Origin of the sequence: Streptomyces noursei (genome assembly GCF_016917755.1) — a bacterium.
In the GTDB taxonomy this organism is placed as follows: Bacteria; Actinomycetota; Actinomycetes; order Streptomycetales; family Streptomycetaceae; genus Streptomyces; species Streptomyces yunnanensis.
In genome coordinates this window covers 7,918,479-7,943,200 of record NZ_CP070326.1, presented here as the reverse complement: position 1 = coordinate 7,943,200, position 24,722 = coordinate 7,918,479, and the positions used below count along the sequence as shown (strand labels likewise).

Below are 24,722 nucleotides of genomic sequence, written 5' to 3'. Positions count from 1 at the left end.
TCAGTCGCCCTTCGTGAGGATGTCGCGCGGGTTCAGGCGCAGTACGCGGGCGCCCGGGATGCAGGTGGCCAGGGCCGCGATGCCCAGTCCGGTGATGCCGACCTTGGCGATGTCGGCGGACCCGAGCCGGACGTCCATCGCGTCGATGGGCTTGGCTTCGAGCTGGTCCTTCTTGGCCATGCCGGTGGGGTCGCTGGGGTCGCGCCTGCCGGCCTCGTTCGCGGCTGCCTGGTTGGCGGTTGAGACCTCGCTCGCGAGGAGCCGGTCGCCGACGGCCTGGGAGAGGAACTGGCTGCACACGCCGGCGAGGCCGATCGCGAGTACCGCGCAGGCGACCACCTCGACCAGGTGCTGGCCGAGCAGCTTGGGTTTCTTCTCGCCGAGCGAGAGCAGGATGCCCAACTCGCCGCGGCGCTCGCGCAGGTTGGAGGCGACGATCAGGGCGAGGATGACGGTGCCGGCGACCGCGACCAGCCATACCGTGACGGTGGCGAAGTCGGCGGTCTTGGTGATGGGGCCGACGAGGGTCTGATACTGCTTGTCGTTGATCGACAGCGGGAAGATCTCCAGATCGGCGCCTGCGGCCTCGGCGTCCTTCTTGAGGCGGTCCAGGTCCTTGGGGTCGTCGAGGGTGAAGGTGGCCTGCTTGAGCACGCCGTCCGCCCCCGCGCCCTTGCCGAGGAGCGTGCTCGCGCCGTCCGGCGTGGCATAGATCTGGTTGGCGGGGTCCACCATCGCGGGAACGTAGCTGCCGGTGTCCGCGGTGCCGCTCCGGTAGATGCCGACGACCTTGAACGCGTGTTCCCGGTCATCGGCCTGCTGGCCGGGTGCCGGCAACTCGCCCACCTTGAGTTTGGCCGTGTCGCCGACCTTGAGGCCGTTCCGCTTGGCCAGGCGTTCCTCGATGACGATCTCGTCGCGTTTGCTGTGCGGGCCGATTCCGTGTCCGGCCACCAATGTGGCATCGCCGTTGCGGAAGGCCGCAACGGCTTTCAGGTCGCGTATGCCGTCCACCTTGAACAGATCCGTGCCGCGCGAGTCCTGGCCGCGCGGTGCCGGGACCGGTTGGTAGAGCTTGGTGGACCCGGTGGGGAATGCACCGCTGTCCGTCGTGTAGTTGCACCGGCGCACCACGGACGACGCACAGATCCTGTTGACCAGCGAGCGACGCAGATCACCGTGCGAACCGATGGTTCCGCCCCGTTGCCCCTCGGGACCGGTGCCGTTGTTCTTGCCTGAATTGATCAGGGCGTTCACATCGAGCTGCATGGTGGCCACGGCCCCCACGCTCTTTTTGGCGCCGTCGGCCGCGCGGGCCGCCGCCGACCGGATCAGAAATCCGGACAGCACCAGGGTGCAGATCACGAAGAACAAGCCGACCAGCATCAATGTCTTGCCCGGATGGCCGGTAAGCCGCCACCACGCCCGTTTGAAGAGATTCATGCCCGGAAGGCTAGGGAGCGCCGGTTGTGAACCGTGTTTGCGGAAATCCGCAGCGCACGAGCCCTCATATACGATTCAAATGCGGCGTCTGATAGACGTGACGGAAACACCGGGAAAGGCAAGGAATCTCGCTCGATACCTACCGCCATTCTCATGGAATTCTCAGAAACTGTGGAAAGGGCCGGCGCATATGCGGGTTTTGGTGGTCGAGGACGAGCAGTACCTGGCGCGCGTCCTGGAGCTCGGGCTGCGCCGCGAGTCCATCGCCGTCGACGTCGTGCACGACGGCGGCACCGCCCTGCAACGGGTCGCCGTCTATGACTACGACGCGGTGGTGCTCGACCGCGATCTTCCCGGCGTCCACGGCGACGAGGTGTGCCGCCGCATCGTCGCCACGGGCCTGGACTGCCGCATCCTGATGCTCACGGCAGCGGGCAGACTGGGCGACAAGGTGGAGGGCCTCGGCCTGGGTGCGGACGACTATCTGGCCAAGCCCTTCGACTTTCCCGAACTGGTCGCCCGTCTGAGGGCGTTGTACCGGCGCAGCCCCATGGCGCACCCACCCGTCCTGACCTTCGCCGACCTCAGCTTCGACACCCATCGCCGTCGTGTGACCCGCGCCGGCGTCGAGATCCGCCTCACGCCCAAGGAACTGGCCGTCCTGGAGCTGCTGATGCGCGCCGAGGGTGGGGTGCTCAGCGCCGACCACCTGTTGGACAAGGCGTGGGACGCCCACACCGACCCGCTCACCAACGCGGTACGCCTCGTGGTGCACACCCTGCGCAAGAAGCTCGGCGAACCCCGGCTCGTCCACACCGCGATCAGCGCGGGCTACTACCTGGGGACCGCATGAGATTCCGCCGAGGCCGCGGTCGGACGCGCACGCTCAGCATCCACGCCAGGCTCTTCCTCGGCTTCGGCGGGGCGCTGGCGGTCTGCTCGGCACTGATGGTCGCCATCATCTACGTCGGCATCCGGTACCTGCCCACCTACGACCTCACCACGCCCGTCGAGGTGCCGTCCCCGTCTTCCACGGCACCCGGCGCGATCCGGCCGACCCCCGACGCCGCACCACCCAAGACCCTCCAGGAGGGCCGGCGGATCGACACGTCCGGGCTGATCCGCAACAAGGAGGACGTCTGGTCGACGGTCCTCCTGGTCTCCGTCAGCGGGGTGCTCGTCGTCCTGGTCGTCGGCCTCGGCGCGGGGTGGGTCCTGTCATGGCGGCTGCTCGCGCCCCTGCACACCATCAATCGGGCCGCGGCCAAGGCCGGCGAGGGGGATCTGTCGTACCGGATCAACGCCCAAGGCCCGGCAGACGAGTTGAAGCAGCTGGCCGACACCTTCGACACCACCCTGGCCCGCCTGGAGGAGTCCTTCGCCGCCCATCAACGGTTCGCCGCGAACGCCTCGCACGAGTTGCTCACCCCGCTCGCCACGACACGGGCGATCCTGCAGATGGCGGCGGCCGACCCGTCGAAGGAGGAGATCGCCGAGCTGGTGCCGATGTTGCGGGAGACCAATGAGCGCAACATCCGCGTGGTGCAGGAGCTGCTCCGGCTCGCGGCGGCTGACCAGGCGATCCACGACACCGAACCGGTCGACCTCGCCGAGCTCGCCGGGCAGACCGTCGACGCCGCGCGCGCCGACCGACCGGCGCAGGCGTCCGGCGTCTCGCTCGCCCTCGCCACCGACACCGCCGCGGCCTGCACCGTCCGTGGCAGCGCGACGCTGCTGCGCCAACTCGTGGTGAATCTCGTCGACAACGCCTGCACCCACAACGTGCCCGGCGGCACCGTGCGGGTGCGGGTCGCCGCGCACGACGACGAGGTCGTCCTGGAGGTCGCCAACACCGGGCCGCCGGTCGACCCGGACGTGGTGGACCGCCTGTTCGAGCCCTTCTACCGGGCGCGTCCCCGCGTGGCCAGCGACCGCAGCGGGCACGGCCTGGGCCTGGCGCTCGTCCGCTCCCTCGTGCACGGCCATCACGGCACGGTGACGGCCCGGGCACAGCCGACCGGTGGGCTCGTCGTCCGCGTCACGCTGCCCGCGTGGCCGGGCGGGCGGGACTGACGGGGCGAGCGCGGGCCTGCGAACGGGGCACACCACCGGATCCAGCAGGCAGGCGAAGGCGAGGGTGGTGGCGGCGATGGCCGGAGCCGGCGGAGGCTGTCCGATCGGCGTACAGGCCCGGAGCGTGCCTGTTACTTTCGGGTGGTGACGGACGATGAGGCTGCCCGGGAACGGGACAAGGGATATCTGCTCGACAACCGACAGGCCGAGGCGGGGGAGCGGTTCGCGGCGCTGTCCCGGTTGTTCGACCCGGTGACGTTCCGACGGCTGGGCGCGCTGGGGGTTGCCGAGGGCTGGAGTTGCTGGGAGGTCGGGGCGGGCGGCCCGAGTGTGCCCGGGTGGCTGGCCGAGCGGGTCGGGGAGAAGGGCCGGGTACTGGCCACCGATCTCGATACGTCGTGGATGCCGCAGGCCGGCGCGCCGTACGAGGTGGTGCGGCACGACGTGGGCGCCGACGAGGCGCCGGAGGGCCCGTTCGACCTGGTGCACGCGCGGCTCGTCCTGGTGCATGTGCCGCGGCGCGAGGCCGCGTTGCGGGCCATGGTGAGGGCGCTGCGGCCCGGCGGGTGGCTGCTGCTGGAGGATGCCGATCCGGCGCTGCAACCGCTGGCCTGCCCCGATGAGTACGGGCCCGAGCAGGAGCTGGCGAACCGGATCCGGCGCGGGTTTCGTGCGCTGCTCGCGGAGCGGGGCGCGCAGCTCGACTTCGGCCGTACGCTGCCCAGGCTGTTGCGTACGGCGGGGTTGGTCGATGTCGAGGCCGATGGGTACTTCCCGATCACGTCTCCGACCGGCAGTGCGCTGGAGGCCGCGACCGTGCGGCAGATCCGGGATCGGCTGATCGAGGGCGGGTTGGCCACGGCCGAGGAGATCGAGGAGCATCTGGCGAACATCGCGTCCGGGAGCCTCGACACCACGACGGCACCGTTGATCTCCGCCTGGGGACGGAAACCGCTGTCCCGGCCCCGTCCCCACGCCGAGACGCGGTAGGGCACGCCACCGCCCGTACACCATCTCCGCGGGCGGTGGCCCTGGGGTCTGTCCGATGGGTCAGGGCCGGGTCCGACCCTGACCCATCGGACAGACCCTAGAGCTCGACGCTCTCGCCGGGGCGGAGCCGCCGGACATCGGCGCCTGCCCGCCCGGCTTCCCTGGCCAGGACGTCGTCCAGGACCTTCAGACCCCACTCGTTGAGCAGCCCGTCGTGGATGGCGTACGCGCGACGCGGCGCCATCCGGCGCAGGTACTCGATCATGGCGGGCACCGTCAGCCACGGTGCCTGGCCGGGCAACAGGAGCGTGGGCGCGTCGACCACCGTCAGGGCGTCGCCCGGGTGGAAGACCTCGCCGTCGACCAGGAATCCGACATTGTCGACCGGCGGCGCGTCCGGGTGGCTGTGGTGATGCTTGTCGCCGGCGACCGACACCTCGAAGCCGGCGACGGAGAAGTGGTCGCCGCCGCGGACCACGTGTACGCGTTCGCCGAACTCGCCCAGCTGCTCGGCGACTCCGGCGCAGGTGTAGACGGGTGCCCGGGATTCTCGCAGGTGTTCGGGGTCGAAGTGGTCGAAGTGCTGGTGCGTGAGGAAGACGGCCTCGGCCCCTGCCGACGCATCGGGCTCAGGGGTCATCACGCCCGGGTCGATGACGACCGCACGGCCGTTCTTCTCCAGCCGTACGCAGGCGTGACCGAACTTGGTGATCTTCATGGCCGGCACTCTGCCAACTGCCCGGCGCGCGGCACCGGTGTTCGCGATCGGCCGAACGCGCGGGACGTGCGTCAGTCCGCGTGCGGCGTGGCGAGCAGCAACTCGGTGTTGAGGTCCGCCGGGGAGCCGAGTCTCTGCTCGGGGTGGGCGAGGCGTACGGGTCGTTGTAGGCGAGCTACCGGTACAGGGCGGCCAGGCCCGCGTCGCTTGCCGCGCGTCGTGGACAAGGCGCCCTCGGGCAACGGGTCCCTGGTGATGTCGTGGACCTCGATCGTCGGACCGGGAGCGGGCGCGATGTGCTGTGCCTTGAGGCCGGTGGCCGGCACCGAACCCCCGGGCGCCACGCGTGCGGCGAGCCACCGCGCGAGGCGGCCGCCAGGCACCGATGCTGTTCGGCGGCGTGGTCGCTGTCGTTGTCGTAGGCGTATCCGGGGGCGAGGGCGCTGGTCATCGGGGTCGCGATTCCTTCGGGTCGGGGCGCGCACGTCGGCACGCATCGTCATGCGCAGTGACCTTCGCGTTGCGGCCCGGGTGCCGGTGACGACCGGCGTGCGTGACGACGGCATCCGGCCGGGCGGTCACCGACCGGGCGCGGGCCCCGGCATCCCCACCAGCCGGGTCATCGTCGTGTCATCGCCATTTCATCGGCCGTGGCTAGCGTCGACGCCGTTCGGTGCAGGCAGATTGCCGAGTGTCGTCGTCCCCTCACCAGGGACCGGCGCACGGGGGGACGCAAAGAAGGTGGCACATGGGAAGGGTCAGGCGGACGTGTCCGCGCGATGTCTGTGCGGACGTTCACCGGAGCCTGGCTGTCGAACGTGCGCACCGCGGTGAACTCCGCCTCGCGCAAGGCGTCCTGAGCGGCGGCGGACGTCGCCGCGCTCCCGTCGGCACCTCCTTGTACACATGAGTCGGCTCGGAAAGGCATCGACACAATGACACCTCCATCGGACGAGCAGGACGCAACGGCCGGCGGGCACTCCCGCCGCAAGCTCCTCAAGCTCGGTCTCGGCGCCGCCGTGGGGGCGGGGGTCATCGGTTCGGGTACCGGGATCGCGCGGGCCGGCGGGCCGAACGACCCGTCCAGCCCGACGATCGCGTACAAGGTGAAGAACCTGAGCGGGCCGGCCGAGACCGGTCCGTTCGCCTCGCCGTGGACCGACCTCGGCATCCCCGTGCTGTGCCCGAACGGCACCATGCTGTTCGTCGGCGGCGACACCTTCAACGGCGACCACGTACCGCAGCCGGGCGAGCCCGCCGACGACTGGCGCGCCCCGGTCGGCCTGCGCTCAGGCAGCGCGGACCTGAACAACCTGCGCATCGACGGCAGCGTCGGCGGCGGGCACGCCAACAGCCTGGTCGACGAGCCGCACAACCCGGTCGGCGACAAGGCCACGACGGCGATCCCCTCCGATGTGTTCGTCGTCGACGGCGTCATGTACATGCACCTCATGCGCGGTGTCATCTACGACACCCACCACACGGACTTCTGGCGCTCCACCGACAACGGCGAGACCTGGGAGTACCTGTGCCAGTGGCCGGGCGACCTGCACGGCGGCCAGTTCCAGCAGAAGACCTACGCCGTGGCCGGTGACGGTTACTGCTACGTCCTGTCCACGGTCTTCAACCGCGAGGTGGACTCGGGCATGCTGCTGCACCGGGTGCGCAAGGAAGACCTCGGCAACCCGGATGCCTACGAGCCGTGGGGCTACGCCGACGGTGACTGGCGGTGGGGCGCACCTCCGACGACGGTCTTCGGCGTCCGCAAGTGGGGCGAGATCTGCTTCCGCGCCATGGACGGCAAGTACGTCCTCACCTGGCTGAACATGAACCCGCTGTCGATCCGGGCGATGGTCTTCCCGCTCCCGACGTCGGACCTGACCAAGACGTTGGAGCAGACGATGATCCTGCCCGGCGCTCCGGGCCAGGAGGTGGGCAACCTCGTCGCCAGTCCGTACGGCGGATTCGTCGTGCCCGGTTCGACGTTCGGCAACTTCCACATCGTCGTCAGCCAGTGGTACGACTCGCGGAACTACCGGTTCATGCAGTACAAGGTCCACATGCTGTCCTGAGCCGGCGCAGTCTGTCGGGCGCCGTCCTCGGCCGGCGCCCGCACACCGTCCCGTCCCTGACCTTGCCCCAGGTCGGGGACGGGATGCGCGCTTCTTCACGCGAGCGCCGCCCCAGAGTATCTCGCCTGGCTGAAGGGGCACTTCGGCCTCACCGCGGCGCCCGACCCCAACGCCCTCGTGGCGGCCGCGGAGGAGGAGTTCGCCGAGCGGTTCGCCAACCGGTTCGGGCGTTTCGTCGATGACGAGGACTTCGTGGACGACTTCATGGACGAGATGGCCGGGAACGGTCAGCAGACAAGGATCCTTGTTGCCACACCCGGCCGCCGCGAACTCCGGCTCCAGTGCGGGGCGTTGGCGCGCCCACGGCGGCGACGTCTTCGCCGCCGTGCCCGAGGGCGGGGACCTCTACCTGCTCAAGAACATCCTGCATGACTGGCCCGACGAGGACTGCCTGCGCATCCTGCGCACCGTGCGCGCCGCAATGACGCCGGGCATCGGGCTGCTCGTGGACGACGCGGTACTGCCCGCCGACGGCACCGCGCATCCGGCCGTCCCTCTGGGCATCGTCATGCTGACGGTCCTCAAGGGGCGCGAACGGACCGCCGCCGAGTTCGAGGACCTGCTCACCCGCTCCGGGTTCCCTCTCGACCGCATCGTGCCGGCGCCGTCCCTGTCCTCGATCGTCGAGGCCCGGGCGGTCTGATCCCGCGAAGGCCGACCATCCCGCCCGCGGCTCTCGGGGCGCGCCCGGAACGTGCAGGCACCGGTGCCGGAATCCGGTCCGCCGGCGGGGCATCCGATCCGGTGACATCGGGACGGCGCGGGGTGGTCGGGGGGCACTCGCACGCCGGATCCAAGTAGGTTAGGTTAGGCAAACCTAAGTTTCCTCTTGCTTGGTCTGGAGAAGTCGGATGCGCTCATCCCGTGCCCGTGCCATCACACCGACCGCTGCCGAGCGCGTCCGCTCGATCCTGACCGTCGCCCACTCCATGACCGTGGTGAGTGACGGGTTGCGCAGTGAAGTCCATCGTCTCGACGGGGCCGGGGCGACGGGTCTCTTTCATCTGCATGCCCCGTGCGAACGCGTCGACGCCCCCTCGGCCGGGCGTGTCCCGGTCCGTTTGGAGCTCACCGACATCGCCCCCACTCCCGTCCGTGACCGGCTGCGGGCCCGGGTCACGGTGGCCGGACTCCTGGCCGCCCCGTACAACTCCGGTTCCGAGAGCAGTACTTGCCTGGAGTTCGGCCAGGCGGTCCTGGAAGACGCGGCAGGGCGTTCCTATGTCACGCTCCAGGAGTTGGAGGTGGCCGAGCTCGACCCGTTGGCGAAGGGCGAGGCCGAGATGCTGACCCACCTCGTCGACGCACACGGCGAATTCGTTCCACTCCTGCTCCGCCTCGTCCGTCCCGTCCCCGAAGCCGGCGTGCTGCGTGCCCTTCCGGTGGCCATGGACCGCTACGGCATCACCCTCCGCCTCGAATACCCCCGTTCCCACCGCGACGTCCGCCTGCCGTTCACCACTCCCGTGACCCGCGTCGAGCAGGCCGGCCCCCAGGTCCAGTCCCTCCTGGCCACGGCCCGTCGCCTCTCCCACACCAGTCACCTCCTCGCGTGAACGCGGGTCGCCGCCGGTCGCCGACGGCGGCAGTGGTGAAGTAGACACTGTCTACGCTCCCTGGTAGACAGTGTCCATGCATAGTGAGAGCTCACTTCGGGAGCGGTTGGTCGATGTGGGGGTGGACCTCGTTCTGAGCGAGGGATCCGCGTCGTTGGGACTTCGTGAGATCGCCCGTCGGGCAGGGGTGTCCCACGGGGCGCCGCGGCGGTACTTCCCCACGCACCACGCCCTGCTCTCCGCGATCGCCCGACGCGGCTTCGCGGACCTCGGCGCCCGGTTCGCGACCGCCCTCGCCGACGCCACGACGGCGCGGGACCAACTACAGGCGGTCGCCCGGGCGTACGTCGGATACGCACTGGAGTGCCGAGGCATGTTCGAGCTGATGTTCCGTCACGAACTGCTCGACAGCGAACAGCACGGGTCGGACCAGCCGCGGCTGCGGGAGTCGACCCTGCCGCTGTTCGAGCACATCGTCGCCCTCGTCGCCCGATGCCGGGCGGAGCAGGGTACCGCGCACCAACCCGGCGGTCCGGACGGGACGGCGACTGAGGCGGCGGTCACGGCCGCCGCCCTGTGGTCGAACCTGCACGGCATCGCCCAGCTGTGGGCGTGGGGCAGTCTGCCGCTCGTGCTCGATGCCCAACTCCCCGACGATGCACCGGGCGTCGACCGACTCGATCAGTTCGTCGCGGCGGTGCTGGACACTCACCTGGGCCCGGTGAGCTCTTGACCGCGCCCCCGCGGCGACACGTCGCGCTCCTGGTCAGCATGGCCGGCGCGATGCTCGTCGCGCTGGACGGCACGGTGCTGCTGGTGGCGCAGCCCGGCCTGCAGCATGATCTCGGCGCGAGCATGGCGCAGGTCCAGTGGACGAGCACCGGCTATCTGCTCGCGGTGGCCTCGCTTCTCGTCATCGCCGGGCGCCTGGGAGACCGGTACGGGCATGCGCGGCTGCTGTTCGGCGGCGTACTCGGATTCGGGGCCGTCTCGGCCGGTATCGCGCTCGCTCCGTCGATCGGCTGGGTGATCGGACTGCGCGCCGCACAGGGCGTGTTCGGCGCGCTGCTCCAGCCGGCGACGCTCGCGCTGTTGCGGCTGACCTATCCGGCGGACCGGCTCGGCACAGCTGTTGCCCTCCGCACGAGCGCCATCGCGGTGGCCTCGGGAGCCGGTCCGGTCCTCGGAGGCGTCCTCGTCGCGCATCTGGGCTGGCGTGCCGTGTTCTGGATCAACGCCCCCATCGCGGTCCTGATCGCCGCACTCACCCTCGTCGTCCGACCGCCGGCACCGCGGCCGCTATCTTCTCAGCGGCTCGACGTCGCCGGCGCGGCCCTGCTGGCGACCGTGCTGGTCGCCCTGGTCCACACCCTGGCCGGAGTGCCGGCGCACGGATGGACCGGGGCGCCGACGCTGCTCGGACTCCTCGTCGTCGTGGGTCTCGCGGCGCTGCTCGCCTGGCACGAACGCCGCATCGCACACCCCGTAGTGCCGCATGCCGTGGCGCGGTCCGTGCCGGTGACGGCGTCGATGGCGCTCCTGCTGGTCACCTCTGCCGGCCTGTTCGGCGCGCTGTTCTCCGCCACCTTCCACCTCCAGGACGTACTGCGCCTCGATCCGCTCGCCAGCGGCCTGCGCGTCCTTCCGCTGACCGTAATGATGGTCCTCGGCGCACCCGTCGCCAGCAGGGCGCTGCGTCGGTACGGCCCGCGCCGCGTCGCGATCGTCGGAACGGCTCTCCTCGCCCTCGGCATCGCCGGGCTGTCCCGGTTCGACGACCCGACCAGCACGTGGGTGGCCATGGGCGCGACGTTCGCCGTGGTCGGTGCGGGGTTCGCCACCGTGATGGTCACCGCCACCGGGACCGTCGTCGGTGACGCGCCGGCCGGATACGCCGGGGTCGTCGGCGGCCTCAAACAGACCGCCATGAACATCGGCCCGACCCTCGGCATCGCCGTCGCCGCCAGCGTGACCGGCGTGTCCACCGGGGGTCCCGCTGTCACCGACGCAACTCCCGCCCCGGGGATGGGCCTCGCCCTGCTGGTCCTGGCCGGCTGCGCGGCCCTCGGCCTCCTGCCGGCCGCACTGCTGCCCCGTGCCCACGCCGCCGGACAAGCCCGGACAGGCCCGGACACGACCGCCGCGACCCACCCCCACTCATCGCGAAAGGCAGACGAGCCCCGGAGGACCCCCACGCACCGCGAGAGGCAGCGGAATTGAACCCCGACCCCACAGCCGACCACAGCGATGAGGACCTCGTCGCGACCACCGCGTACGACACCTCGGAGATGATGCGGCAGGTGTTCCTGCGTGCGCTGTCCGTCCCACCTCCCGCCTGCCGACGCGACGTTGACCCACCCACGGACCCGAGCAGCACATGACGGAGATCGCCAACGCGGGCGGTCCCGGCGAACGAGGACGAGGACGAGGACGTCGGCGTCGGCGTCGGGCGATCTGGTGTTCGGGGCGCGTCACCCGGATGGCCGTCACCTTTGCCGATGTCGGCCGTTGGAGTCTCTGTTGATCTCAGGAACTCCATGAAAGGACAGGTCACGTCCCATGACCGTCGCCGCAGTCGCGGACCGGGTCGCCTCCGGCACGTGGTCCGACTTCGGGTGCGAGGTGAATGCGTTACCACCGGCCGAACTCTTCGACCGATACGAGCGCTCCCGCTTTCTCTACCCGGCCAAACGGGCCAGGCTCGCCCCCTACTGGCCGCTCATCCTGGAGAACTGGCAGCGCGCCCGCCGGGCCGGTGAGCTGCTCCACTGGGTCGCGAGCCACGAGGAGCCCGGCGGCGGCTGGGCCTCGCTCACCTCCTGGCGTTCCACGCACGCGGGCTGGCAGACCCAGCACCTGGTCAGTTCGGGCAGCCTCGTCGGCGGGCGGGCGGTGATGCTGGCGGCGCAGGCGGTCCGGATGGCCGAGCGGCAGGACGTCGCCGCGCAGAACTGGTTCAGCCCCTCCAACCGCTTCGCCGCCCTCGCGTTCGGCACCATCGGGCGAAGCCTCGGTCCCGAGCACTCCCTGGTCGCTCCCGGCGACTACGTGATGGTCCCGCTGGCGCTGGCCCGTGCGCTCCGCCCCGACGGTTCGGCCGGCTCCGTCGCCGAACTGGACGGCGGTGCCTGCCCCGAGCTGGCGGAGCTGGCCCGCCGCTGCCGGGGCGCGGTCTACATGCGGGCCGAGGGGCTGGACCGCGACGACCTGCGCCTCGCCGACGTGGACCGGCTCTACCGCCTCGTCGGGCTGCGCCGCCACCGACGGATCTGGGTCCTGTACGACGCCTCCGGAGCGGTACGGGCAGCGGCGCTCGCCTATCGGGGGCCGCTCGGCTTCAACTTCTCCTTCCTGGAGAATCGTTGCGACGTGCTCATCGCGCCCGACCTCGACGCGACCGAGACCCGACGGGCGACGGACGCCCTGTTGGCGGCGGCCTGCCACGCCTACGCGGACTTCGAGCCCGCCGCCGTCCCGCTCACCACCGCCACCCCGGTCGACCACCTGATCCTGGCCGGGGCCGAACCCGTACGCCCGTACACGCGGGCCCTGTGGCTCGCGGAGGCATACCCCTATCTCTACCGGCACATCGACGAGCTGTACGCCCGGCGGCTGCGCGGCCGGGGCGGCTACCCGAGGAGCAACGCATGACCGTCCCGTACCTGATGGAGGACCGGCGCGAGGCCGGCCGGCTGGTGGCCAAGGTCGACGCCGACGCGTGGGTGCGCACATATCTGGACCCGGTGCTGCCACGTACCCCCGGGGCGCGTGTGCTCGACGTGGGCGCCGGCCCCGGTCACATCGCCGAGGCCGTGCTCCGGGCCCGACCGGCGGCGGAGGTGGTCGCCTTCGACGGCAACCCCGAACGGCTCGCGGCGGGCGGGCCGGCCGGCACCCGCCTGCAGCGGCGCTCCGGCGACGCCCGCGCGCTGCCCCTGGCGGAAGGTTCCTTCGACGTCGTGTACTCGCGGCTGATGCTCCAGTACGTCGCCGAACGGGAGGCGGCCGTCGGCGAGATGGCCCGCGTCACCCGGCCGGGCGGTACGGTCGTGCTCTTCGACCTCGACGGCCAGCTCGTCTGGCACGACCCCGTCGGTCCCGAGCTGCGCGCCCTGCTCGACCCGGTCACGAACGCGCTCGCGGCGGCCGGCTTCGACCCGCACACCGGCCGCCGTCTGTACGGGCTCGCCCGCCGGGCCGGGCTGACCGACCTGGACGTGCGGGTCGATCCGTACCACCTGATCGCCGGGCGGATCGACCCGGTCCAGCGCGGCCAGTGGGAGCTCAAGCTCGATATCGCCCGGCCCCTCATCGCGCGCGCCCTCGGCTCGCCCGCGGCGGGGGAGGAGGCGGTCGCCGCGTTCCTGGCGCACCTGGACAGCGAGGAGACGTTGACCTACTCGGTGGCTTTCACGGTCACCGGCCGCCGCCGCTAGGCCCCAGGGGCCTGGGCCGCGCCGTGAGGGAACGGTGCGGTCGTGGGAGGTATCGGCAGGGCTCAGGTCGACCGGGCGTGGTGCTCTTCGTCGTCCCCGGTTGTTCGTTCGCGGTCCGCGACGGCCGCGGTGAAGGCCGACCAGTCCGCCCCGGCGAGCGGGGCGAGGACGGCGCGCCAACCCTCGGTGGCGGTCGGGCCGGCCTGCTGCAGCGCGGTGTGGAAGAGGGCGCGCTGCCGGGCGTGCAGGGTGCGTTCGAGGGCGGCGCCGCGGTCGGTGAGGTGGAGTTCCTTGCGGCGGCGGTCCTTGGCGCCGGGGGCGACGTGGACCAGGTCCTCGTCGATCAGTCGGCGCAGCGGGGCGTTGATGGCCTGCTTGGTGAGGTCGAGGGTGTCGCAGAGCTCGCCGACGCTCATGCCGGGGGAGTAGGCGAGGAACGTGACACCTGCAACGAACTCGACGCCGGATACGCGGCCGACGGCTACGGCCGGCACGCCCGTGCACCACACCCTCATGGACGGCGAGTACGACCACTTCGGCCGGAGGTTCGCGGAAGTCACCGTGGCCCGGGCCACCCTGACCGCCCAGAACGCACCGGCCGAGATCGACCGGGTGCTCAACGCCCTGCGCCGACACCGCAAGCCGGTCCACCTCAACCTCCCCACCGACATCGTACTGGCCCGCGTCCCCGAACCCGCCGCGCCACTGGCCGCCGCCGACGCCCCGACCGATCCCGCACTGTTGGGCGCGTTCCGCGACGCCGCCGCCCGCATGCTGGCCGGGGCCCGGACCGTGACGGTGCTCGCGGGCCACGAGGCGGACCGGCACGGACTGCGCGCCCAACTCGCCGAACTGCTCGCCGCCGCCCCGGTGCGCGCCGCCGTGTACTCCACCGGGAAGGGCCTGGTGGACGAGGGCGCGCCGGGCTGGAGTTCGCGGACAACGACGGCTACACCGTCGAGCGCGCCATCAACGGTGCCACCGCGCCGTACAACGACATCGCCGCCTGGGACTACACCGCGCTACCGGCCGCGTTCGGCGCCGGCGACCGCTGCGTCACCCGGCGCGTGAGGACCCCCGCGGAACTGACGGACGCGTTCCGCCTGGCCACCGACCCCCCCGGACCGGCTGGTACTGATCGAGGCCGTGCTGCCGCGCGACGACGCGCCCGAGCTGCTCACGGCCCTGGCGGGGAGGTTCGCCGAGCAGAACGGCTACGGCAACTGAGCGGAGCGACGCGGCCCCGCGGACGTGCGGGTCACCGGGGCCGCTCGTTCCGTTCGTACGTAGCCACCCGGCGCCCGCCGGCGTCGTCGGACGACGTGAGCGTGAAGTGATGGGCGAGGGTGGAGAGTTTGGCCAGGTCCTGGGGTGTTTCGGCCTGGGGGGAGGAGCCGCTGTCGCTGACGACGACGAGGCGATTGCGGGTCAGCATGGCGGCCTGGATCTCCGCGGGATCGACCTCGACACCGTAGAGGGTCCCCGAGGCGGTGGGGGACTTGGCCAGCGCGAGGTCGGCGAGGCCGCCGAACGGCGGGGGATCGACGAGCGCCATGTCGCGCCGCTGGGCGGGAAGGAAGACGATGCCGTCGCCCGGGCGGGCCAGCGCGGCGACCTCGCGCGTCGCCGCCCGTACGTCGTCGGTCCGGCTCAGGGGGGTGCGCAGGATCAACTCCAGGGGGAGCAGCGCGAGGAAGGCGACTGCCACCACTGCGCCGAGCAGGGCTTCGGCGCGGGACCGTCCGCGGTGGTGGCGGGGCCGGATGCGCGCGGCGACCGTCCGCGCGGACCAGGCAAGGGCGGGACCGACGAGGAGCGACAACCCGAGGGAAGCGTAGAGCACATAGCGGTCGACGTAGAGCGGCTTGACGAGCCAGGAGGCCAGGAGCAGGCCGAGGTGCGGGACGGCGAGCAGCGGCAGTCCCACCGAGGCCGGCGACAGACGGGTGCGTTGCCGGTCCGGTGCCGGCGGCACCCGGGTGCACGCCAGAGCGACGGTCAACATGGCCGTCACCCCCAGCAGACTGGCGGCCGAGGGAGGCTGGATCCAGGCCACCAACCGTGTCTGACGGCTGCTGGCGACGATGAGCGGCAGCGTCCCGGCCACCACGATCACCGCAGTCACCAACCACCGTGTCAACAAGGGGCGTTGGCCCTCGCGCCTGGTGAGCAGGACGGTGATGCCGTGGGCTGCCAGGGCGAAGAGCGAGAGCCAGTTGAGCAGCGCAGTGGCGAGCATGACCGTCGCGTAGGCGCACCAGCGCCAGAGCCCCGCGGTCCGGTTCCGGTGCTCGTCGCGCCGGGCGGAGGTACCAGTCGGCCCGGCCATGCCCAGCACGCCGGTCAGCAGCCATGTCCCGACCGCCACCCCCGCGGCCACCAGCGCGAAGGAGCGCCCTTCCTGCGTGTAGCGCTGCATCACCGGCAGCAGGGCCAGTGCCAGACCGGCCGCGACGCCCCCCAGGGAGCCGGCGAGCCTGCGTCCCGTCGCCGCGACGACCGCCGCGGCGAGCACGCCACCCAACACCGACGGCAGTCGCAAGGCCGTCAGGTTCGCTCCGAAGACCTCGAAGAGGGCGTGCACCAGCAGGTAGTAGAGGGTATGGACGACGTCCATGTTCCCGATCATGTGCCAGATCTCGGATGCGGACCGCTGGGCAACCTCCCATGTCGCGGCCTCGTCCCGCCATATCGCCCCCTGCCGGTGCAGCCCCCACAGGCCCAGCGCGAGGGCCAGCGAGGCCGGCAAGCCCGGAACCAGCCAGGCCGGCCACCTGTGCGCACCGACGGGCGCCGGGTCGGCTATTCGTCCGGTGGTGGCGGGGGCCAGGGAGGCGGAAGGGACAGACATAACGTGAACTGTACCCGTAATCCCCACAGCGGCTGAGAGAAGTCGCAAGGTTGCGCATTACGGCCGGGATTCCTTACCCGGAACCGCAATTCTCCCGGAGAGTAATGGGACTGCGCCTACGCCTGCGCCTATGCCCATGCCCATGTCGACGTCCGTGCCCACGTGCATGCTCATGCTCATGTCTGGGCCCAGGTCCGGGAAGTCGCCAGGGGCGTGCGGTAGTCAGGTGCGGCAATTTCGCGAATTCCTTCGCTCTCGCATATCCCCCAGCGCCACCGAGCGGACGAAATGATCATTAGCGGTGTTTGCGGCGACTACCGGAATGGGCGCGCCGGGTGAACTCCGGGCGGTCGTGGCCGAGGGCGCATACGAGGAGGTTGAGGATGAGCGGCCGGCCTCAGCGTTCGGCGCCCACCGGCAGGATTTCGCGCGCCCAGTTGGCCAGCAGCCGCAGTGCCGTCTCCGACGGGGTCCCCTCGTCGACGGTGTGGGCGATGAGGGCCTGGTCCGGATCGTCGGGCAGCCGCAGCGTCTCGAAACCCAGGTCCAGCTCGCCCACGACGGGATGACGGTAGACGTACCGGCCGTGCGTCTTGTCCTTGAGCCGGTGCTCCGCCCATGCCACACGGAACTCCGGGCTGCCCGCGGCGAGTTCGTCCAGCAGCTCGGCGGTGTGCGGGTCGTCCGGGTGGCGTCCGGCGTCCAGGCGGAGGTAAGCAGCCACATCCCCGGCCTTGCCGTGCCAGTCGGCGTAGAGGTTGCGCATGCCCTCGTCCAGGAACACCAGCCGGGCCAGATTGCGCTGCCGGGGCGGCAGCGCTCCGAAGTCGGTGATCAGCGCCGCGGCGAGCCGGTTCCAGGCCAGGACGTCGGTGTTCCGGCCGACGATGTACGCCGGGACGTCTGGCGTGGAGTCCAACAGCCGACGCAACCCCGGCCGCACCCGCTGACGTTGGTCCTGCTCGCCTGCGCTGTCGAAGGCTCCCGTCTCCGGCCAGGGGCGGGCCAGGCGGTAGAGGTGCGCGCGCTCCACCGCGTCCAGGCGCAGGGCCCGGGCGACGGCGTCCAGCACCGCTTCCGAGAAGTGCAGAGTACGCCCCTGCTCCAGCCGTACGTAGTGGTCGACGCTCACTCCGGCCAACTGCGCCAGCTCTTCCCGTCGCAGGCCCGGAACCCTGCGGCGTCCCCCGTATGCCGGCAACCCCAGCTCCTCCGGCCGCAGCCGGGCCCGGCGGGAGCGGAGGAACTCACCCAGTTCTGCACGTCGTTCCAATGCCATGCCGAAAGTATCGCCTCTTCGGTGCTCGGTGTCGCGTGCTCAGCCTGGTCATGCCGTGCCCAGGCACCGGCTGCCACTGGGGAATCCGCCGGCGGGCGGCGACAGTTGGTGTGCGCCGCCGGAGATCCTCGGTCCGTCACGGGACGGCCGGACCGGTGCCGGCTCGGTCCGGCCGATGCCGGCCGACCGGGCGGAGTCCGCCGCGGCCTTCATCGGGACGGGCGCCGACATGGGCCCGGACCGGCCCTGACAGTCAACGTTCCCGCACACAGGAGGATCCACGACACCATGTCCCTGACCGTCATCGCCGAATGCCTGGCCGCCCCTGGATACGAGGACCGGCTCCGCACCGCACTGGAAGCCATGATCGAACCGTCGGTGGAGGAGCCCGGCTGCCTGGCCTATCACCCCTACGCCGACCCCAACGAACCGGCCCGCATGGTGGTCGTCGAGGAGTGGGCCGATGCACAGGCCCTCGACGCGCACTTCACCACCGCCCACTTCCACCACGTCCGCCAGGTCCTGGATCGGGTCCTCGCCGAGCCGATGACGATACGGAAACTGGTGGCCGCACCCGGTGACTGAGGCGGGCGACGGGGCTCCTCCGGCCGTCCATGTCACAGGGCGTCGGGCCATCTCGTCTCCAGGGTGTAGCCATTGACGACCACGAGGAGCAACCATGAACGCACGACTGAACCTCATCGCCGACCCGACCGCCGGAAAGGCGTTCAAGCACTTCATGGCGGCGGGCAAGGCGGTGAAGGACTCGCCGCTGCCTGCCTCGACGCAGGAGCTGGTGGCGCTGCGCGTCAGCCAGATCAACGGCTGTGCCTTCTGTATCGACATGCACACCAAGGACGCCGCGGCCGCCGGTGAGTCCTCGGTGCGGCTGAATCTGGTGGTGGCGTGGCGGGAGGCCACGGTCTTCACCGATGCCGAGCGGGCCGCGCTGGCACTGGCGGAGGAAGGGACCCGGGTAGCGGATGCCGGCGAGGGGGTCAGCGACGAGGTGTGGGAGCTGGCCGCCAAGCACTACGACGAGGAGCAGCTCGCCGCCCTGGTGATCCTGGTGTCCTTCATGAACGCGGTGAACCGGCTGAACATCATCAACCAGCAGCCGGCCGGCGACTACGAGGTCGGGCAGTTCCACTGACCGACAGCAGATCGGCGTCGGTATCGACATCGACATCGGCACTGCCGGTGGTCACCACCTCGTTGATGCGGATGTCGTCCGCCGGGGCGGCGTGGGCCGGAGGCGCCAGCACCGTGCCGACGACCAGCGTGGGGCCGGCGACGGCGGAGAGGAAGGCGAGGCGACGGCACCGGCGGGGAGCGCGTACTTCGGGCACGATGTCCGTCCTCCAGGGCGTGGTGACAGGGCGACAAGCGATTTCCGGTGCCTGTCGAACGACTCCTGCGGGCGGGGGTTGGTCCTGTGAACGCCGGCCGAATTGCGGCCCCGATGCCCAGGCGGGTCCGCGCCGTATATAGGCTCATGGCCGAAACGAGCCTGATGGGGGAGAAGCCGAGTGGACAGGCTGCGGCAGGACGATCCTGCGCGGATCGGGGATTTCGTGACGTTGGCCCGTCTCGACGCCGACGGCAGTCGGGGCGTTCCCGAACGTCGCTATCTGGCCCGCAGCGCCGACGGCGGGCACACCGTGGTGGCGTGCCTGCCGCCGCCCGGCGGCGACCCGGCGCGGTGGGCGGCCGAGGCCCAGCAGGCCGCCCGGTTGACCCAGCCCGGGTTCTGGCCGGTCGCCCAGCTCGGTGGGACGGCGGGATTCCCCTGGCACGCCGCGCCCTACCGGCCCGCCCTGCCGCTGCCGGCCGTCCTCGCCGCGCACGGCGGCCCGCTGCCGGAACCGCTCGTCCGCACGCTCGGCGGCACCCTGGCCGAAGCCCTGGCCTCGGCCCACGTCCTGGGCATCGTGCACGGCGGCGTGTGCCCGGCGGGCGTGCTGCTGACCGCCCGCGGCCCGCTCCTGGCATGCTTCGGAGCGACCCGCGCGAACCCGATGACCGAGACCTCGTCCGCCCACCCGACCGGGCCGGACACCGGCTGCCTGGCTCCCGAGCTGGCTGCGGGCGGCCCGGTGGACCGGGCCGCGGACGTCTACGCCCTGGGCGCGGTGCTGGCGTACGCGGCGACCGGGCACACCGTGCCCGAGCGGCAGGAGATCCCCGCCGGCCTGCGGGACATCGTCACCGCGTGCCGCTCGCGCGACCCACAGGGCCGACCCGAACCGGCAAAGGTGCTGGCGGAGTTGCTGCCGGGCGCGGCGTACGGCGGACTGGCCGGCGCCACCGAGCCGCTGTCGCTGCCCGGCCGGGTCGTCGAGGCACTGTCCCGTCAGTCGGCGGAGGTCCTCGCCGCCGCACTTCCCACCCACGAGCGGTGAGGCCGTGATCTCCCCACTTCTGCACGACGACCCGTACACCGTCGGGCCGTTCCGGATCCTCGCCCGTCTCGGCGGAGGCGGCATGGGCACCGTCTACCTGGCCCGTTCGGCGGGCGGCCGCACGGTCGCGGTGAAGACGCTGCACACCCGCCTGGCCGCGGACGCCACACTGCGCACCCGTTTCCGGCTGGAGGCGGACGCGGCTCGCGTCGTCGGATCCGAACACGGTGCCCTGGTCGTCGACGCCGACCCCCAGGCACCGACCCCGTGGATGGCGACCGAGTACGTCCTCGGCCCGCCGCTGGACACCGCCGTCGAGGTCGGCGGACCGCTGCCCGAGCCGGCCGTGCGTGCCCTCGGCGCATCCCTCGCCGCCGGGTTGGAGCAACTGCACCGGTCCGAGGTGGTGCACCGCGACCTGAAGCCGTCCAACGTCCTGGTGACGGCGCAGGGCCCGCGGATCATCGACTTCGGCATCGCCCGGGCCTTCGGCGACGAGCACCTGACGAACGTCGGCAACGCCGTGGGCACGCCCGCGTTCATGTCGCCCGAGCAGGCGGCGGGACTGGAACACGCGGCGGCGGGCGATGTGTTCGCCCTGGCCGGGGTGCTGGTCTTCGCCGCCACCGGCCGCGGCCCGTTCGGCGGCGGGGCCCCCACCGACCTGCTGTACCGCGTCCGGTTCGGCGACCCGGACCTCGGCGGGGTCCCCGAGTCGCTGCTGCCCCTGCTCGCCCGTTGCCTGGCCAAGGACCCCGCGCAGCGCCCGTCCACCACCGAGCTGCGCACCGCGCTGGGCGGGGCCCCGTACGCCCCGGGCGACCGCGGCGGCTTCGCGGACCTGCTGCCCGACGGGGTACTGCGGGAGATCTCCCGGCGCAGCGACGACGTGTGGCACGAGCCGCCGCACCGCCTGCCGCCGCCGGCGCCCGTCGAGGCGCCGCGGGCCGAGACCGCCCTCGCGGCGGGCGTCTCGCGGCGGCGGCTGCTGGCCGTGGCCGGCGGCGCCCTCCTGGGCGGCGGCCTCCTCGGCGGCGGTGGCTGGGCCCTCTTCGGCGGCTCCGACGACACCGGCGGCGGCACCGCCAAGAAGGACGCCGTCGACCGGCCCAAGCCTCCGACGCCGCTGTGGAGCACCCCGCTGTGGTGCCCGGAGTCCGGCGGCGAGGTGATGCGGGTGGGCCGCAACCTGGCCATGCGCGCCGGCATCGTGCTGTGCGGCATCAACGCCGAGTCCGGCCAGTCGACTTGGCAGGCCAACATCGAGGAGATCTGGCGCTCGGCCACCGACGGAAACCGGATGTACGCGCTGCGGGGGTACCAGGAGGCGGCGTCGCTGGCGGTGTGCGAGGTCGCGCAGACGAGCGGAGAACTCGGCAAGCCGCTGGTGGAACTCTCCGCGTTCGCCGGCAAGGAGCAGTACAACCAACTGCTGTGCGTGCTCGATGGCACCGCCTACCTGGTGGCCCGGGCCGCCACCGGCAAGGGTTGGTACCTGGTCGCGGCCGACCTGCGCACCGGCAAGGAACACTGGCGCAGCCCGGTGGACGACCCACCGGCCGAGAACGTCCCGCCGGCGCTGTTCGGCGGCGTGGTGGGATCCCGGGTGGTGCTGTGCGGCAGCCCGGAGAAGGACTCCAAGTTCATCCACCTCTCCGTGCACGACAAGGCCGACGGCCACCAACTGTGGCAGCTCGCCGAGACGTTCGCGGGCACCCCGCCGACCCGGATGGTCGCCGACGACCGCAACCTCTACCTGGGCGCGGAGACCCTCACCGCCCGCCGGCTGTCCGACGGCGGGCTGGAGTGGATGTTCGGCAACGGGCGCGACGTCGGCGACAGCGCGGGCGAGGAACGGCGGTACGGCACGCCCACCGTCCAGGACGGAGTGGTCTACTGCACCGAGGCCGACCGGGGACTGGTCTCCGTGGACGCCCTCTCCGGCACGCTCAACTGGCAGGAACAGGGGCTGTCCGGCCGCAAGAGCAAGCGCGAGGTGGCCCCGGCCGTCGGCAAGAAGTACGCCTACTGCGCCGACGACACGGGCGTCCGCGCCGTCGACCTGCGCACCCGCAAGGCCGTCTGGACCTACCAGTCCGAACCCGTGGTCCTGACCGGCGACCCTGACGGCGGCCGGCTGTACCTCCGCCTGGAGAAGCGGACCATCGCCCTCCCGCTCGCCTGACCACCGCCCCCTTCTCGATCCAGGAGACGACCACCTGTGAAACCCCTCGGCCAGGGAGACCCGCTGCGCCTGGGCCCCTACCGCCTGCACGGCGTCCTCGGCGAGGGCGGCATGGGCAAGGTGTACTTCGGCGCGGACGCCGCCGGACGCCCTGCCGCGGTGAAGGTCCTGCTGCCGGAGCTCGCCCACGACGGGCACCTGGCCGATCGCTTCCTCCGGGAGGCGCGGACCGCGCAGGCGGTGACCAGCGAGGGCGTGGCGCGGGTCCTGGCCGCCGAGTTGGAGGGCGGCAGGCCGTGGATCGCCACGGAGTTCCTGGCCGGTCCGACGCTGGACGACGCCGTCGAGCGCTTCGGGCCGCTCGACGCCGCCACCGTACGGGAACTGGCCCGGTCACTGGCCCGCACGCTCCAGGACGTGCACGCCACAGGGCTGGTCCACCGGGACGTCAAACCCCCCAACGTCGTCCTCACCTCGCGCGGCCCGCGCCTGATCGACTTCGGCATCGCCCGCCCCGAACACGGCCTGACCCTCACCCGCACCGGGCAGATCCCGGTCACCCCCGGCTACGGCGCGCCGGAACAGGTCCTGGGACGGCGCGTCGGACCGGCCGCCGACGTCTTCTCCCTCGGCGCGGTCCTCGCCTTCGCCGCGGGCGGCCGGCCGGTGTACACCGGCGCCGAGATCACGGCCGTCCTGTACGAGGTCGTGCACGGCGAACCCGACCTGGAGGCCGTTCCCGAGGGCCTGCGGTACCTCGTCATGCCCTGCTTCGCCAAGGACCCGGCGGCGCGTCCGCTGCCCAGCCAGGTCGCCGACGCCGCCGCGGCGCCGCGACAGCCCGAACGGCTGTGGAAGGCCGGCCGGTTGGGCGACGAGATCCGGCAACGGGGGGCCGCAGCATGCCGCCTGACGGCCCGTCCGGCCGGCCCCTCGGCCGCCCCCGGGGACGGCACCGCCGGCGGCAACCCCCGCCTCACCCGGCGGCGGCTGCTGCTCGCCGCCGGCGGCGGGGCGCTGCTGGCCGCGGGGGGCGGCGGCACCGCCTGGTGGCTCAGCCGCGGTGACGCCCCGTCCGACCCCTTCGACATCCCGCCGCCGGCGAAGGTGCAGGCGGCGCAGCTCGGCTCCGCGGAAGGCTCCCCGACCCCGCTGTGGGGCCCCGTCGAGAACGTGGCCGACGCCGGGTCACCGGCTCCGCTGCCGATACGCGATGTGGTGGTGTTCGCGGCCTCCGGCGGCGGCATCGCGGCGCGCCGGGTCATCGACGGCCGGGAGCGGTGGCGGGTCGGCGACGCGAAGGCGGAGGCCGGCTACCTCTCGATCGGGGACCGGCTGGTGGCCACCGCCGACGGCGAGGGGACCCTGCGCACCTGGGTGGCAGCCACCGGATCCCCCCGGTGGACGGTGGACGCCCAGGTGGGCGCCCTGCTGGCAGCGGACGCCCACGCCGTCTACCTGCTGACCTCCGACGGTCGGCTGCGCTGCGTGGGGACCGACGGAAAGGTGCGGTGGACCCAGCAGCCGCCGTTGGCGCTGTCCGGCGGTCACCCCGTCGCGGCCCTCGGCGCCGGCCACCTGGTGCTGTGCACGGAGACCGGCGACATGGCCGCGGTCCGCGCGCAGGACGGTTCCCGTGCCTGGGTCCGCAAGGGACAGGCCGAAGGACCGCTGCGGCCCGCCGTCGACGGCGGAATCGCCTACCTCGGCGGCCGCACCCTGACGGCGCTGCGGATCACCGACGGCCACGAGTTGTGGTCCCAGGACCCGACACGACCGCCCAGGCGGGGCACCTACGGTTGGGGCCCGCCCACGGTGGCCGGCGGAGTGGTCTATGCCTTGGACTGCGACGCGCTGCGGTCACTGCACTCCGACGGCAGCCAGGCCGCCGACCCGGTGATGATCGCCGGCGTCACCCCGCCGTGGCGACCACCGGTCGTCCAGGGCAACGGCGTCTGGATCGTGGAAAGCGAGGACACCGGGGTGACCGGCCTGCCGCGCTCCGGAGGCAACCAGCGCCAGACCTACGCCCTCACCGGCGGCCAGTCCCGCTCCATCGCCGCCAGCGGCAACCGCCTCTTCGTCCTCAACCGCACGTCACTGCTGGCGCTGCCGGTGTACTAGGCCGGGGCCGGTGCAGCCCTCCAGGGTTGGCTCAGCGCCGCAGCGCTGTGTCATTCGGCGCTCACCGGTGGCGGTGCACCATGGCGTGCGGTGTGCTGCCAAAGGAAGGATCCGTCCCCGTACCTCTGGAGAGACCGTGACCATCGCCCTCGACAAGCTGACCGAGCCGGCCGTGCGCGCCTTCGTGGGCGCGCTCAACGCCGGCGACCGCGAAGCCTTCACCGCCGCCCTCACGCCCGGGGCCACCATGTCCGACGACGGCTCGGACCGCGACGTCGCCGACTGGACCGAGCGCGAGATCTTCTCCTCGGGCGGCCACATGGACGTCGAGACGCAGACGCACGACGGACTCGGCCTGGTCGCCAACTACCGCAACGACACCTGGGGCGAGATGCGCACCGCATGGCGCTTCACGGTCGACGCCGGAAAGGTCAGCCGGTTCGAAACCGGGCAAGCCTAGCCCGGAGCCCCGATGGTGTTGCTGGGCTGCCTGCTGGTCATGCTGAAGCCGCCGTAGCAGAACCCGCCGTGGG

The 24,722-nt window shown here is 72.0% G+C and carries 24 protein-coding genes; 17 read left to right on the top strand and 7 right to left on the bottom strand.

Annotated features, from left to right (window positions below; translation table 11 throughout):
• The gene (locus tag JNO44_RS34725) at positions 1 to 1,443 is read right to left on the bottom strand and encodes an ABC transporter permease (protein WP_205367943.1); all 1,443 of its coding nucleotides are present in this window, start codon (positions 1,441 to 1,443) and stop codon (positions 1 to 3) included.
• Between the two features lie 190 nt (positions 1,444 to 1,633).
• On the opposite strand from JNO44_RS34725, the gene JNO44_RS34720 reads away from it, so the two are divergent.
• The 3 genes from JNO44_RS34720 to JNO44_RS34710 all read left to right on the top strand — a co-directional run bounded on the left by JNO44_RS34720 (position 1,634) and on the right by JNO44_RS34710 (position 4,506).
• Positions 1,634 to 2,296: a response regulator transcription factor gene (locus JNO44_RS34720; RefSeq protein WP_205367942.1), complete on the top strand. Its 663-nt coding sequence runs from the start codon at positions 1,634 to 1,636 to the stop codon at positions 2,294 to 2,296.
• A complete protein-coding gene (locus JNO44_RS34715) occupies positions 2,293 to 3,516 on the top strand; it encodes a sensor histidine kinase (RefSeq protein ID WP_205367939.1) in 1,224 nt (407 codons plus the stop codon). The genes JNO44_RS34720 and JNO44_RS34715 overlap by 4 nt, the downstream gene beginning before the upstream one ends.
• 144 nt (positions 3,517 to 3,660) lie before the next feature.
• On the top strand, positions 3,661 to 4,506 hold the full coding sequence (locus JNO44_RS34710; protein ID WP_205367936.1) for a methyltransferase domain-containing protein: 846 nt from the start codon (positions 3,661 to 3,663) through the stop codon (positions 4,504 to 4,506).
• A 97-nt stretch (positions 4,507 to 4,603) separates the two neighbouring features.
• On the opposite strand, the gene JNO44_RS34705 is transcribed toward JNO44_RS34710, so the two are convergent.
• Both JNO44_RS34705 and JNO44_RS34700 read right to left on the bottom strand, forming a co-directional pair.
• Positions 4,604 to 5,224 carry an MBL fold metallo-hydrolase gene (locus tag JNO44_RS34705; protein WP_205367934.1) on the bottom strand — a complete coding sequence of 207 codons (621 nt, stop codon included), beginning with the start codon at positions 5,222 to 5,224 and terminating at the stop codon, positions 4,604 to 4,606.
• 71 nt (positions 5,225 to 5,295) lie between these two features.
• Positions 5,296 to 5,550 (bottom strand): hypothetical protein, encoded by a 255-nt coding sequence (locus JNO44_RS34700; protein WP_205367932.1) that lies wholly within the window; start codon positions 5,548 to 5,550, stop codon positions 5,296 to 5,298.
• A 609-nt stretch (positions 5,551 to 6,159) separates the two neighbouring features.
• On the opposite strand from JNO44_RS34700, the gene JNO44_RS34695 reads away from it, so the two are divergent.
• The 7 genes from JNO44_RS34695 to JNO44_RS34665 all read left to right on the top strand — a co-directional run bounded on the left by JNO44_RS34695 (position 6,160) and on the right by JNO44_RS34665 (position 13,348).
• Positions 6,160 to 7,296, top strand: coding sequence for a DUF4185 domain-containing protein (locus JNO44_RS34695; protein WP_205367930.1), 1,137 nt, complete (start codon positions 6,160 to 6,162; stop codon positions 7,294 to 7,296).
• A gap of 307 nt (positions 7,297 to 7,603) precedes the next feature.
• Positions 7,604 to 7,999, top strand: coding sequence for a methyltransferase (locus JNO44_RS34690; protein WP_240167796.1), 396 nt, complete (start codon positions 7,604 to 7,606; stop codon positions 7,997 to 7,999).
• 208 nt (positions 8,000 to 8,207) lie between these two features.
• Positions 8,208 to 8,912: a DUF2470 domain-containing protein gene (locus JNO44_RS34685; RefSeq protein ID WP_205367926.1), complete on the top strand. Its 705-nt coding sequence runs from the start codon at positions 8,208 to 8,210 to the stop codon at positions 8,910 to 8,912.
• Positions 8,913 to 8,988: 76 nt separating this feature from the next.
• Positions 8,989 to 9,645 (top strand): TetR/AcrR family transcriptional regulator, encoded by a 657-nt coding sequence (locus JNO44_RS34680; protein ID WP_205367925.1) that lies wholly within the window; start codon positions 8,989 to 8,991, stop codon positions 9,643 to 9,645.
• Between the two features lie 50 nt (positions 9,646 to 9,695).
• Entirely contained in the window at positions 9,696 to 11,132 is a 1,437-nt protein-coding gene (locus tag JNO44_RS34675) for an MFS transporter (RefSeq protein WP_205371052.1), read from the top strand.
• A gap of 339 nt (positions 11,133 to 11,471) precedes the next feature.
• On the top strand, positions 11,472 to 12,563 hold the full coding sequence (locus JNO44_RS34670; RefSeq protein ID WP_205367924.1) for a hypothetical protein: 1,092 nt from the start codon (positions 11,472 to 11,474) through the stop codon (positions 12,561 to 12,563).
• Positions 12,560 to 13,348: a methyltransferase domain-containing protein gene (locus JNO44_RS34665; protein WP_205367923.1), complete on the top strand. Its 789-nt coding sequence runs from the start codon at positions 12,560 to 12,562 to the stop codon at positions 13,346 to 13,348. The genes JNO44_RS34670 and JNO44_RS34665 overlap by 4 nt, the downstream gene beginning before the upstream one ends.
• A 62-nt stretch (positions 13,349 to 13,410) precedes the next feature.
• On the opposite strand, the gene JNO44_RS34660 is transcribed toward JNO44_RS34665, so the two are convergent.
• Complete coding sequence (locus JNO44_RS34660; protein ID WP_205367922.1) at positions 13,411 to 13,842, bottom strand: MarR family winged helix-turn-helix transcriptional regulator; 432 nt, start codon at positions 13,840 to 13,842, stop codon at positions 13,411 to 13,413.
• A gap of 4 nt (positions 13,843 to 13,846) precedes the next feature.
• On the opposite strand from JNO44_RS34660, the gene JNO44_RS34655 reads away from it, so the two are divergent.
• Positions 13,847 to 14,419 carry a hypothetical protein gene (locus JNO44_RS34655; RefSeq protein WP_205367921.1) on the top strand — a complete coding sequence of 191 codons (573 nt, stop codon included), beginning with the start codon at positions 13,847 to 13,849 and terminating at the stop codon, positions 14,417 to 14,419.
• Positions 14,420 to 14,606: 187 nt separating this feature from the next.
• Here JNO44_RS34655 and JNO44_RS34650 read toward each other — a convergent pair whose 3' ends face one another.
• The gene (locus tag JNO44_RS34650) at positions 14,607 to 16,199 is read right to left on the bottom strand and encodes a glycosyltransferase family 39 protein (RefSeq protein WP_240167794.1); all 1,593 of its coding nucleotides are present in this window, start codon (positions 16,197 to 16,199) and stop codon (positions 14,607 to 14,609) included.
• Between the two features lie 397 nt (positions 16,200 to 16,596).
• Positions 16,597 to 17,478, bottom strand: coding sequence for a helix-turn-helix transcriptional regulator (locus JNO44_RS34645; protein WP_205367920.1), 882 nt, complete (start codon positions 17,476 to 17,478; stop codon positions 16,597 to 16,599).
• 288 nt (positions 17,479 to 17,766) lie between these two features.
• Here JNO44_RS34645 and JNO44_RS34640 point away from each other — a divergent pair, with 288 nt between their 5' ends.
• Both JNO44_RS34640 and JNO44_RS34635 read left to right on the top strand, forming a co-directional pair.
• The gene (locus JNO44_RS34640; RefSeq protein ID WP_205367919.1) at positions 17,767 to 18,063 is read left to right on the top strand and encodes a putative quinol monooxygenase; all 297 of its coding nucleotides are present in this window, start codon (positions 17,767 to 17,769) and stop codon (positions 18,061 to 18,063) included.
• A gap of 94 nt (positions 18,064 to 18,157) precedes the next feature.
• Positions 18,158 to 18,631 (top strand): carboxymuconolactone decarboxylase family protein, encoded by a 474-nt coding sequence (locus tag JNO44_RS34635; protein ID WP_205367916.1) that lies wholly within the window; start codon positions 18,158 to 18,160, stop codon positions 18,629 to 18,631.
• On the opposite strand, the gene JNO44_RS34630 is transcribed toward JNO44_RS34635, so the two are convergent.
• Entirely contained in the window at positions 18,585 to 18,827 is a 243-nt protein-coding gene (locus JNO44_RS34630) for a hypothetical protein (protein WP_205371458.1), read from the bottom strand. The genes JNO44_RS34635 and JNO44_RS34630 overlap by 47 nt on opposite strands.
• A 180-nt stretch (positions 18,828 to 19,007) precedes the next feature.
• On the opposite strand from JNO44_RS34630, the gene JNO44_RS34625 reads away from it, so the two are divergent.
• The 4 genes from JNO44_RS34625 (at position 19,008) to JNO44_RS34610 (ending at position 24,649) form a co-directional block, all read left to right on the top strand.
• Entirely contained in the window at positions 19,008 to 19,880 is an 873-nt protein-coding gene (locus JNO44_RS34625; RefSeq protein WP_205367914.1) for a protein kinase family protein, read from the top strand.
• A 4-nt stretch (positions 19,881 to 19,884) separates the two neighbouring features.
• The gene (locus tag JNO44_RS34620; protein WP_205367912.1) at positions 19,885 to 22,065 is read left to right on the top strand and encodes a protein kinase domain-containing protein; all 2,181 of its coding nucleotides are present in this window, start codon (positions 19,885 to 19,887) and stop codon (positions 22,063 to 22,065) included.
• A 36-nt stretch (positions 22,066 to 22,101) separates the two neighbouring features.
• Entirely contained in the window at positions 22,102 to 24,189 is a 2,088-nt protein-coding gene (locus JNO44_RS34615; RefSeq protein ID WP_205367910.1) for a protein kinase domain-containing protein, read from the top strand.
• A gap of 136 nt (positions 24,190 to 24,325) precedes the next feature.
• The gene (locus tag JNO44_RS34610; RefSeq protein ID WP_102924749.1) at positions 24,326 to 24,649 is read left to right on the top strand and encodes a hypothetical protein; all 324 of its coding nucleotides are present in this window, start codon (positions 24,326 to 24,328) and stop codon (positions 24,647 to 24,649) included.
• The last annotated feature ends 73 nt before the right edge of the window (positions 24,650 to 24,722 follow it).

Bases quoted from the DNA above. Each gene is read 5' to 3' on its own strand.
- JNO44_RS34650 (WP_240167794.1), bottom strand. From the start codon at position 16,199: ATGTCTGTCCCTTCCGCCTCCCTGGCCCCCGCCACCACCGGACGAATA.
- JNO44_RS34640 (WP_205367919.1), top strand. From the start codon at position 17,767: ATGTCCCTGACCGTCATCGCCGAATGCCTGGCCGCCCCTGGATACGAG.
- JNO44_RS34715 (WP_205367939.1), top strand. From the start codon at position 2,293: ATGAGATTCCGCCGAGGCCGCGGTCGGACGCGCACGCTCAGCATCCAC.
- JNO44_RS34670 (WP_205367924.1), top strand. From the start codon at position 11,472: ATGACCGTCGCCGCAGTCGCGGACCGGGTCGCCTCCGGCACGTGGTCC.
- JNO44_RS34725 (WP_205367943.1), bottom strand. From the start codon at position 1,443: ATGAATCTCTTCAAACGGGCGTGGTGGCGGCTTACCGGCCATCCGGGC.
- JNO44_RS34685 (WP_205367926.1), top strand. From the start codon at position 8,208: ATGCGCTCATCCCGTGCCCGTGCCATCACACCGACCGCTGCCGAGCGC.
- JNO44_RS34645 (WP_205367920.1), bottom strand. From the start codon at position 17,478: ATGGCATTGGAACGACGTGCAGAACTGGGTGAGTTCCTCCGCTCCCGC.
- JNO44_RS34720 (WP_205367942.1), top strand. From the start codon at position 1,634: ATGCGGGTTTTGGTGGTCGAGGACGAGCAGTACCTGGCGCGCGTCCTG.
- JNO44_RS34695 (WP_205367930.1), top strand. From the start codon at position 6,160: ATGACACCTCCATCGGACGAGCAGGACGCAACGGCCGGCGGGCACTCC.
- JNO44_RS34665 (WP_205367923.1), top strand. From the start codon at position 12,560: ATGACCGTCCCGTACCTGATGGAGGACCGGCGCGAGGCCGGCCGGCTG.
- JNO44_RS34705 (WP_205367934.1), bottom strand. From the start codon at position 5,224: ATGAAGATCACCAAGTTCGGTCACGCCTGCGTACGGCTGGAGAAGAAC.
- JNO44_RS34675 (WP_205371052.1), top strand. From the start codon at position 9,696: ATGCTCGTCGCGCTGGACGGCACGGTGCTGCTGGTGGCGCAGCCCGGC.
- JNO44_RS34635 (WP_205367916.1), top strand. From the start codon at position 18,158: ATGAACGCACGACTGAACCTCATCGCCGACCCGACCGCCGGAAAGGCG.
- JNO44_RS34680 (WP_205367925.1), top strand. From the start codon at position 8,989: ATGCATAGTGAGAGCTCACTTCGGGAGCGGTTGGTCGATGTGGGGGTG.